The sequence below is a fragment of the Novipirellula caenicola genome (assembly GCF_039545035.1).
Taxonomy (GTDB): Bacteria; Planctomycetota; Planctomycetia; order Pirellulales; family Pirellulaceae; genus Novipirellula; species Novipirellula caenicola.
Window position 1 is genome coordinate 1 of the sequence record NZ_BAABRO010000042.1, and the last position, 9,305, is coordinate 9,305.

Consider the following 9,305-nt stretch of genomic DNA (forward strand, 5'->3'; position numbering starts at 1 on the left):
CGATCCCAACGGTTGTCTGCTTGACGGGCCACCCACGGGGCGGAACGCCACTGCAACCATACTCGATTCATGCTTGCTGCGATCTGCGATAACCATGCGATGGTGACGGAGCGGCGGCATCGTTTTTTCAAAGTGTTTCAATCACCCTTCGCCGCCCGCACATCGCTCCCGTTATCCGACTGAAATATGGCGATGACGAATCCTCATCAACCTGATGGTTACGTCCGTCCGAAACGGAAAGCGGAACCGCCCGATCCAAATGTGCTTCCCGACTCTTTCGCGATACCCGCAGTCCTGTTCGCGGCAAGCTTTGCAGCAGGTGGCTCAGTGCTTCTCGGCCGCGCGGTAGTTTGGTGGGCACCTATAGCTGCCGCTGCGATCATGGCGATTGGTTCTCTGCTCATTAGCGAACCATGGCCACGTCGGTTTGCGTTTGCGATCACTACTGTACTTTCGGTGGTTTTGTCATACGCAACTGTGCCCGTATTCATGCGTCTGTACGAATGGGACTGGTATGAGCGTCACTTCAACGACAAGGGTTCTGGTCCTCTTGGCTTCTTTGCATTTACGCTTCTCGTAGTTGGCGTATCTTGCATTGTTGTTTTTCGTGCTCTAACGCCTATGCTTGAGCGTTTGTTCCCCACTCGCATTCACGGCGACGGATAACCATGGCATTCACACGGAGCGGGGCTTGCGGCCGAATTTGAAATGGACAACTTTACTCTCCCCGCCCGGTGATGCCGGCCGTTACCCGACTGAGAAGCATGACTCCCAAGGAAGCGTTCACCGTGGCTGAGATGCACATCGAGCCTGGTTTCGCTGTAGAACGCGATACTCTCAGAGAAACCGCATTTGGTTTTTACTTTCACGTAACAACGAAGGATTATCTTCGCACCGGTGACTTGGTGGACCTGCCTGTTGGGTCGTGCGGTGTCCTCGTGGACCGACTTACTGGAGACGTACACGACCTCGGTTCAGCATTCGGACTTGAATACTGGCTGGAAGCCTATGATCGAGGTTTGCATTTGCCGATGGATGTTGTCGTACTATCAGTTAGTGACCGGCAGCGAGCGGCGAGTGCTCTGATGCGGCTACAGATGTCGTATATAATCCCAGAGGTTGCGTACGGAGAGACGTGGACGATCCCGAAACATTATAATCAAAAAGACTTTATTCGTTCGTTCGACTCTCTACCTGCGCGATTCGGGGCTCAACGTCTGATTTTTCGTATGCATGACCTTGATGCGATTGACGAAAACCCCGATGTGAACATAGAGCTCGAACTGCACAAAGGCGGGTAACCAAGCCGTGAACCAAAGCGGCGAAGTCGGGCGGTTTTGAAATTGAAAATCTTTCGTCGCCGCTTGGTTACGGCTGGCGTTATCCGATTGACCCACGATTCGCTGAAAGGCCCTTTTTATTTGCGATACTCGATCACTGACCTTCTTGTGCTGCCTGTGCTTTGCGTTTTCACTGTGCCGGTCGGCACAACAGCGTTGTGCTTCGGCTTCAAGTGGTTCCCCTGGTTTATCAATAATTCATTAGAGGTTCGCAATTGGTTCATTGCTCTGGGATTAAGTCCCAACGCTGCGGCAAGCTTCATCCCTGTTTACGTCATTGACATACCAGCGTTTTTCCTGATCTCATCACTGTCTGTTCTGCTTTTCCTGATTGGCACGCGGGTTTCCGATTCCTTCGCCTTGCTCTTGCTTCTGCTTTATCCCTTTGTAGACCTATTCTTCCTTGATCCGGCCGACGCGAATCATTTGCTTGCAATGTTCAAGATCAAACTGCTGTCGATCCTGACCTCTTTCGTTCTTTTCTGCTGTTACTACGCACTAAGGCGAAAGCGTCCGCTTGAACCTCCAAGCTTGCCCCGGAAGCTTTCTTCCGCAGCGTTCCTGGGCACTGTCTTGTTGGGCTCTAGCCTATTTTGGTTTACACTCGACGGATAACCGTGGGTTGCACCGGAGCGTCGGTGGGACGGTTTTCTGTCTGCTTGCAAGTCAACCGCCGACGCCCGGTGAACCCGATCGTTACCCGACTAAAGCATGCCTCAACTCTCGCATCAAGAATGTGTTCGACTACTGGCCACTGCCGCTCAAGAGATGCGTGGTGCGATCGCATCTTTTGCCGACTCTGCAACGCTGGCTGAAATCGACCGCTCAATTGAACAAGCGAAAACTGCGTCTTCCGGTGATCTGCCCAATAGCGAACTGCGCGTTTCGGCGAATGCTGCGACTCGATTGACCGGCAAGGCTGAATTGTGTTCGCAGGGACTGTTCCTGGACGAATCTGACCGCGAAACGGCACTAGGACAACTATCGTCGGACCGGCTCAAATCGGTTCGTGACGTCGCCGATGTTGCCGCGAGATCGCTACGTGCTGCAATTGGTAATATCGACACCGCAAACGATGAATGCCAGGAAGGCATTACTTGGGCCTACGCGTTAGCCGAACGAATTGGAGACGATAGTTTGCTTGCTCGAATCGAGTATATTGTGGACTCAGCTCACTCTAGCGGTACTCACGAAACGGGTAACAATCCGATGCACTCGGAGCGGCGGTGGTGGGCTTTTTGGGAATGGTTGCGACGTTCGCCGCCGCCCGGTGATCGGTAGCGTTGAACCTAACCCCTTTGGGTCGGGCACGTCTGTTTTGATGCGGCGTTGATTGGATGTTTCCGTTCGCTCGTGTCCTTGCACAGCGGTGGTTTGGCTTCTTGGCCAAACACGTTTTCTTTGTTGCACTAACGTGCATGCCTCGCACCTTGCCTCAGACGCAAGTCCCTGTTTGTGGTCCGGCTGTGACGAATAAAGTGATATTATGGCCTTGCGCTTTTTAAACGCGCAAGCATCCTGGGGAGTATTCCTGTAAACGCACTCAGCGTTCGCGACTTGTCTCCCTCATTAGATCTTTGTCATGACTCCTTATCAAAATCGCCACAGCGCAAATACGAAGCGTCTCGCTGAAGACATGAAAATCCGGCATTTCGCCGACGCAACCATTGATGCGTATACGTACCACATCGGCCGCTTCGGCGACTTCCTCGATGGCACTTCGCTGCAAGATGCGACGCCTGAGCATGTTCGTTCGTTCCAGTTGCACTTGATCGAAGAACGTAAAGTCGGCTGGAGCAGCTTCAACCAAGCCGTTTGTGGCCTACGGTTTCTTTACCGGACCACCTACCCCAAGCCGTGGCCGGTGGCGATGATCCCCTTTGGCAAGCGGCCCAAGCGATTGCCCACTGTGCTTGGGATTGACGAAGTCGACGGCTTGCTGCAGTGTGTTCCCAGCCTGAAAATTCGCACCTGTCTGACGACACTCTACGCCTGTGGGCTGAGATACAGCGAAGGAGCGAACTTGACGATCCCCGACATCGACTCGACCAGGATGCAGTTGCGGATCGGCAGCGGCAAAGGAGACAAGACTCGCTACGTACCCATCTCGCCCAGGTTGCTACAGGAACTGCGTCAGTACTGGAAAGTCGAGCAACCCCCGAACTTCCTGTTTCCAGGCAAGACGCCCGACTGCGGGATCAGCGACACCTCGCTACGCAAAGCGATGAAACTGGCGGGCAAGGAGGCCGGGATCAACAAGAGCGTCAGTCCGCACACGCTCCGCCATTCTTACGCGACGGGACTGTTGGAGTCGGGCGTCGACCTGCTGACGATCAGCCGCTTGCTTGGACACAAAAGCTTTGCAACGACAATGATCTATCTGCACGTACGGCGGACGCACTTGGGATCCGCGCCGAGTCCGATCGACTTGCTGCCAGTGCGGCAACTGCCGGGCTGGAAACAGGACGAGTATGCCAGCCTTCCCGAGTCAATGAGCGACGAGGAAGCGGACGAAAAGAAGCCGAAAAACCGCAACTAAAGGTCTCCGATCTGCTTCGCCATTACGCTGGGGCGTATGTTGAAAAACACCCTTCGGCGGCGGTCCCGCAAGTGCAAAGTACGCTGGCGAAGTTGTCGCTGTGCCGAACATCGGCGTTGGGGATCCGTCAATTCAAATGCAAAAGCTGTCACGCTGAAAGCATGATCTACAACTCGTGCGGTGATCGCCACTGTTCGGAGTGTGCGGGCAGCAAGCGAGCCGATTGGCTAGAGAAAACTTGTAAGTTGCTGCTGCCCGATGTGGACTACTTTCAAGTCGTGTTCACGTTGCCGAGCGAGTTATCGCGACTGGCGTTGGGCAACCGCAAGCCGATCTATGACTTGCTGTTTCGAACGAGCTGGGGTGCGCTGCGTGAGACGATCGAAGCGGAGCAAGGGTACAAGGCTGCCGCGATGATGGTGCTGCATACTTGGAACCAGAAGCTCGAGGCGCACGGGCATGTTCATGCCGTGGTGCCAAGTGGTGGCCCATCGCTGCGGAAAGTGGGGCATTGGAAACGGTGCCGTTTCAAAGGACAAGAAACGTCCCGTCACTTGGTGGACGCCAGTGAACTCCGGCGAAACTATCGCAAACGGTTCATCGAGGGACTGCGGCGACTACATCGCGATGGTCAGCTCAAGTTGACAGGCGAGTTCGAGGACTTGAATGACGAGGATGAATTCGAGAAGTTGCTCGAAAAGCTTGCCAGCGTTGCTTGGGGGCTGAACATCCAGCCGCCTCCGACGAGTGACTGTGATTCACAGACGATGCTGAAGTACTTGGCACGCTACTTGACTGGCGGTCCGATCTCCGATCGTCGCCTGGTCTCACATGACGATGGCATGGTGACGTTCATGGCACGGGAGGGAACGACGCGAGGAGGCGACCGCAAACAGGTTCGAGTTCCGCTCAGCGGAGTGGAATTCGTTCGTCGTTGGTCGCTTCACGTCCTGCCACGCGGCTACGTGAAAACGCGGCGTTATGGCGGTTGGAGCAACCGGCACTGCGAGGACTACATGCAATTGTGTCGTGATTTACGAGACTGTCCCGCTGAAGATGATTCAAATGAAGACATCGAGCCGAGCGAAGTCGCCGAGAAGGAATGTGCCGAGTGTGGCGGCAGTTTGGAGCTGATCTACGTGGAAGACAAGCCAAGCTGGAGCAGAACCATGCACAGCCCTAGTCGTCCGCACTGGTATCAGGAGAGCGGATGACTGGTCGTGAACACATCAGCCCACGAACAAAGCGAGATTGGGATCCAGAATGGTCCCGGTTCGATGACCGCTGCACTGCACTCCGACAGACGCGCTTAAGCAGCGTGAAAACGCTCCAAACCATGCCTAGACGCCGCACCAAACGCTTGCAACCCGTGTTCGGTGTCGGCTAAAATCGTCACTGGATTCAATCGAGAATCGATTGAAATCACCAAGACCCAAAGCGGTCACGTTCAACGCACGATCTATCCGTCTGTAAAAAAGCCGGATAGATCGCAATTCGTTCTCCGACTGAACTGTGGACACGATGACTGACTGGAAAACGCTCGTTGAACAGCACCACTTGATGGCACATCCCGACGGTGACTACAACCTCGTCATGGGACCTCCTGCATCCAATGAGACCTTGGCGAACCTGGAGACTGAACTTGGCTTCAAGCTTCCGCCAGAATTTAGATCGTTCTATTCATCCCTTGATGGTTTCGGGATTGCTCCCGTCGATGAACCTAGCGACGTTTCTTGGTTCTTTCGCCCATGCGAACAGATAGAGCAGTTTTCGACTGATGTTCGAGGGTGGTTCAAAAAGACCCACGAAAAATACGCAAAGCGATTCTTTCCATTCATTGATTGGGCGAACGGCGATGGCATTGGGTACATGCTCGACGAATCAAATGAGCCATTCGACGGCGTCTTTGAATTCAATCACGAACTCTATAAATTCGACTCTGCTCAAGACGTAAATGAGTTCTTGCGACACGTCCCTGCTGGAATCCAGGATTTCCTGTCCGTGTCATGAGTAGGCGGAGAACCATGGCATTCACACGGAGCGGGGCTTGCGGCCGGATTTGAAATGGACAACTTTACTCTCCCCGCCCGGTGATGCCGGGCGTTATCGGACTGGAGCCTTCTTGCGTTAAATGCGATTCTCACTGAAAGCTTTATTGATCGTCACTGGGATCGTTGCATTAGCCATCTTCGGCCTTCGGCATTGCTTCGGTCCCGTGATTCCGACTTCTACCGCTTCCAAAATACAACCCGGAATGACGCATCATGATGTTTACGCCATTCTTGGTTCGCCAAATGATGGAATGACAAACGAGTCCTGGGCATACGTCCGCCCGTTCAACCCTGGATGGTTCGTGGTGCATTTTGATTCCAACCGAAACGTATCCTACGTTGACCATGAAACCGTTTTCTGACTGGTTCATCATGGACGTGCAGCCAACGTTTTGCACGTTCGTGGGCCAACCATCAGCCGATGCACGCTATAATCGCCGATAACCATGCGATGGTGACGGAGCGGCGGTGGTCGCCGCTTTTGTCTGCTTGCAAGTCAATCGCCGCCGCCCGCACATCGCTACCGTTCGTCGAGTTTGAAGTCCAATCGAAGAAATCAATCCATACGAATCGCCGGCGCACGATACTGGACGAGCTCGCAACGAGTCCGGTGGGTTTAGACGTTTGCTTCAATTCCGTTGGCATTTCCCGCTGGCGTTCATCACGGGCCTTTGCCTAACAGGACATCCGATTCAGTGGCTAACATTGCCGCCTCATTACTGGCCACTCGCGGCACTCGCTACGGAATTCGGGGTTTGGGTCCATCCGCTCAATCTCTTTGGATCTCTTCTCGCGTTCGTTGCAGTCCCGATTATCCAGATTGTCAAACGGATTCGCGGTAATCCCATCATCGGACTACGCTTAACGCAAATTCTGATTTGGTGGCTATACTGGCTGATGTTCGGGACTGCCCAGCTGTTTGGAACGTATCGCGGCCCATGAAACCACTGGACGTATAGATCTACGAACCGTCCCGTGCACCGAAGCCAAACTTGCGTGGTTTTACAAATGAAACATCAACCTTCCCAGCTCGGTGACGGGTAACGTTCGTCGATAGATTGTGTACCATCCCTGAACCCAGCATCGGCACTGCCTTTGATTGCCAATCCCTACGAACCGGCGCACTCACACCCGCTGAAGAGCAACGATACGCACCGCAGCGATTCCCACCTGCGGTTGACAATTTACGCGCACATTCTCGCTATCAGTGGTTGTGCACTACTTTCATTGATGGATACGGGGCAGTTGCATATGGACGATTCCACACGCGATTTCCTTTACCCCTTTCTGGCCCCGCTAGCTTATACTTGGATCGTCTGGCCCGTACTTACGATTGCAATTGCATGGCGTGCAAAGAGCCGGTCTGTCGAGTACAAATGGTCGGTTTCGGCGCTTTCATTTCTGCTGACAATTTCCCAGCTCTGGGCGTGCTTACCGCTGGTTCAATAACCCAAGGGCGACCGCATGCCGACGCACAATCCGATGCAACCGAGCGGCGAAGTCGGGCGTTGTGAAGTGGTTGATCAACCGTCGCCGCCGGCTGATCGTTAACGTTCCGCAATATGAGGTTGACGCTGATTCGATTCTCACTCAGGAAATTGCTTTTTCTTGATTTTTCTCTCTGCGCTGTCGATTGCAGCGTATCAACACGTGAATCGCCCATTTACGACGGCGGAACGAATCGACAACTCTTTCGACTTTCATGCGATCGGTGCCTATCCCGAGGTGTACCAATTTGGCTTTCATAGCGAGGTTTTGATTGCTATCGCGAAATCAACGCCTGAATCACTACAGCGTCCATCCGTTGTGGCTTCGTGGGTCCGCCCTAACACAAACGAACTGGTCGTGCTGTTCCTAGCGTCGTCTGTCCTGATCGACGGCCTCAGTTTGCGTGATGTCGACGGGACTGTCACCTACATACCCTTGCGACCTGACCAATTGGCCGAGACTATTCGCAAACGCCCATCTGCTATAGATTTTCAAATCGACGTGCCCATCGATGCACAGCATATGGCTACACTAGAGTCCGTTGCGTTAACTCGCGACAATGCAATAGCGACCGACTATTTCTCTTTGCGTCCTCCGCACTCTCAACAAAGTGCGGAACCATGAATTGCACCGAAATACGGGTGGTGCGATTTCTGGTCATCACAACATTGTTCGCCCGTACTCGGTGAATTCCGCCGTTCGCCGACTGAAGGATGCCCGATTGCCTGCAGTGATTCGAATCTCCGGTGAACGCCAATTGCTCGCCAATGCTCTTACTGCGTGCGAGCTTCCGTTTACGGAATCGGCGCGGTCTCAACGGAACCGACGTTTGGAAACCGAGATTCAACAGATAGACACGACGTACAACTTGACCGCCTCCGAGGCCGACGGCGACGCGGTGCCGGTGCAATTGCAAGATGTCGAAACATTCTTGAATTCAAACGATCAACGTCTACGTCAACTGCTCCGATCAATTCCCGGTTGTCGCTGTACAATCGAGTTTTCCTGGGATTTCCCCATAACGACTGCGGGGCAGTACAATCATTTTCCTGCAAGGTTGCTGGCCAGACTTGGATCGCTCGGTATCGAACTCGTGGTAAGCGTGTACGCGACATCAGAGACTGCGGCGAACCATCCGATGCAACCGAGCGGCGAAATCGCACGTTTTGAAGTGGATGATCAACCGTCGCCGCCGGCTGATCGGTAACGTTCGCCGACGAAGAATGGCTGCACGTGAAAAAACGCCTGCGTAAGAAACGCAGACTTGGCGAGTTCCGCGAAGACTGCTTCGAGCTGACATTTGAGATGTCGCCAGCGCTCAGCAACGATGACATCGATTCGCTGACGGACACATTCATCGACATGATCGAGTCCAACGGCCTCCAATTTGGCGGCGGTGGGAACAGCCTTTGGTCCGGGATCGTCCAAGGTCCATGCCGTGGGGCAGCGACCGAATCCGATCGGCGGGCCGTGCTCGACTGGCTCAATCAACAACCGGACGTACTGAACACGCAGGCTGGTCCGCTACGTGATGCATCGTACGGTTGGTCGTCGTAGACACGCTGGCCGTCAGCCTTGTTACAATGTCACCGACGCAATCGCGGCGAACCATGAAATGCACGGGAGAACGGGTGGTCCGTTTTCTCGTCTGCTTGCAAGTCGCTCGCCCGTTCCCCGTGATTTCTACCGTTACGCCATAGGATCAGTCCTTGATGACGATTGAGAACTATGACGAATGGCTTGCTTTGCCTGACGATGTCCGGCAATCGTGTCTGTCGAAATGGAACGCCTACACCCACGAGATGTTCTGGGTTCCAACCATGGCCGCGGCGCGGCTTGCCGCGTCTTCAGCGTTCCCTGTGACCGATATTTACGTTGGCATCTATC

11 protein-coding genes are annotated in these 9,305 nt (G+C 54.0%); all 11 read left to right on the forward strand.

The window, feature by feature from the left end; genetic code table 11:
• Nucleotides 1-192 precede the first annotated feature (192 nt).
• The 11 genes from ABEA92_RS30865 to ABEA92_RS30910 all read left to right on the forward strand — a co-directional run bounded on the left by ABEA92_RS30865 (nt 193) and on the right by ABEA92_RS30910 (nt 8,975).
• Complete coding sequence (locus tag ABEA92_RS30865; protein WP_345689656.1) at nt 193-666, forward strand: hypothetical protein; 474 nt, start codon at nt 193-195, stop codon at nt 664-666.
• A 98-nt stretch (nt 667-764) separates the two neighbouring features.
• On the forward strand, nt 765-1,301 hold the full coding sequence (locus ABEA92_RS30870) for a hypothetical protein (protein WP_345689658.1): 537 nt from the start codon (nt 765-767) through the stop codon (nt 1,299-1,301).
• Between the two features lie 36 nt (nt 1,302-1,337).
• On the forward strand, nt 1,338-1,955 hold the full coding sequence (locus tag ABEA92_RS30875) for a hypothetical protein (RefSeq protein ID WP_345689660.1): 618 nt from the start codon (nt 1,338-1,340) through the stop codon (nt 1,953-1,955).
• Between the two features lie 96 nt (nt 1,956-2,051).
• Nucleotides 2,052-2,621, forward strand: coding sequence for a hypothetical protein (locus tag ABEA92_RS30880; RefSeq protein ID WP_345689662.1), 570 nt, complete (start codon nt 2,052-2,054; stop codon nt 2,619-2,621).
• 301 nt (nt 2,622-2,922) lie between these two features.
• On the forward strand, nt 2,923-3,879 hold the full coding sequence (locus tag ABEA92_RS30885) for a tyrosine-type recombinase/integrase (protein ID WP_345689664.1): 957 nt from the start codon (nt 2,923-2,925) through the stop codon (nt 3,877-3,879).
• 11 nt (nt 3,880-3,890) lie between these two features.
• Nucleotides 3,891-5,093, forward strand: a complete 1,203-nt coding sequence (locus ABEA92_RS30890; RefSeq protein ID WP_345689674.1) for an IS91 family transposase — start codon at nt 3,891-3,893, stop codon at nt 5,091-5,093.
• Nucleotides 5,094-5,400: 307 nt separating this feature from the next.
• On the forward strand, nt 5,401-5,889 hold the full coding sequence (locus tag ABEA92_RS30895) for an SMI1/KNR4 family protein (protein ID WP_345689666.1): 489 nt from the start codon (nt 5,401-5,403) through the stop codon (nt 5,887-5,889).
• 121 nt (nt 5,890-6,010) lie between these two features.
• Complete coding sequence (bamE, locus tag ABEA92_RS31470) at nt 6,011-6,292, forward strand: outer membrane protein assembly factor BamE domain-containing protein (protein WP_425572529.1); 282 nt, start codon at nt 6,011-6,013, stop codon at nt 6,290-6,292.
• 1,246 nt (nt 6,293-7,538) lie between these two features.
• Nucleotides 7,539-8,042 (forward strand): hypothetical protein, encoded by a 504-nt coding sequence (locus ABEA92_RS30900; RefSeq protein ID WP_345689668.1) that lies wholly within the window; start codon nt 7,539-7,541, stop codon nt 8,040-8,042.
• Between the two features lies 1 nt (nt 8,043).
• Nucleotides 8,044-8,625 (forward strand): hypothetical protein, encoded by a 582-nt coding sequence (locus ABEA92_RS30905; RefSeq protein WP_345689670.1) that lies wholly within the window; start codon nt 8,044-8,046, stop codon nt 8,623-8,625.
• A 26-nt stretch (nt 8,626-8,651) separates the two neighbouring features.
• Nucleotides 8,652-8,975 carry a 50S ribosome-binding protein YggL gene (locus ABEA92_RS30910; RefSeq protein WP_345689672.1) on the forward strand — a complete coding sequence of 108 codons (324 nt, stop codon included), beginning with the start codon at nt 8,652-8,654 and terminating at the stop codon, nt 8,973-8,975.
• Nucleotides 8,976-9,305: the final 330 nt, after the last annotated feature.

Bases quoted from the DNA above. Each gene is read 5' to 3' on its own strand.
- ABEA92_RS30865 (WP_345689656.1), top strand. From the start codon at position 193: ATGACGAATCCTCATCAACCTGATGGTTACGTCCGTCCGAAACGGAAA.
- ABEA92_RS30870 (WP_345689658.1), top strand. From the start codon at position 765: ATGACTCCCAAGGAAGCGTTCACCGTGGCTGAGATGCACATCGAGCCT.
- ABEA92_RS30880 (WP_345689662.1), top strand. From the start codon at position 2,052: ATGCCTCAACTCTCGCATCAAGAATGTGTTCGACTACTGGCCACTGCC.
- ABEA92_RS30885 (WP_345689664.1), top strand. From the start codon at position 2,923: ATGACTCCTTATCAAAATCGCCACAGCGCAAATACGAAGCGTCTCGCT.
- ABEA92_RS30895 (WP_345689666.1), top strand. From the start codon at position 5,401: ATGACTGACTGGAAAACGCTCGTTGAACAGCACCACTTGATGGCACAT.
- bamE (WP_425572529.1), top strand. From the start codon at position 6,011: ATGCGATTCTCACTGAAAGCTTTATTGATCGTCACTGGGATCGTTGCA.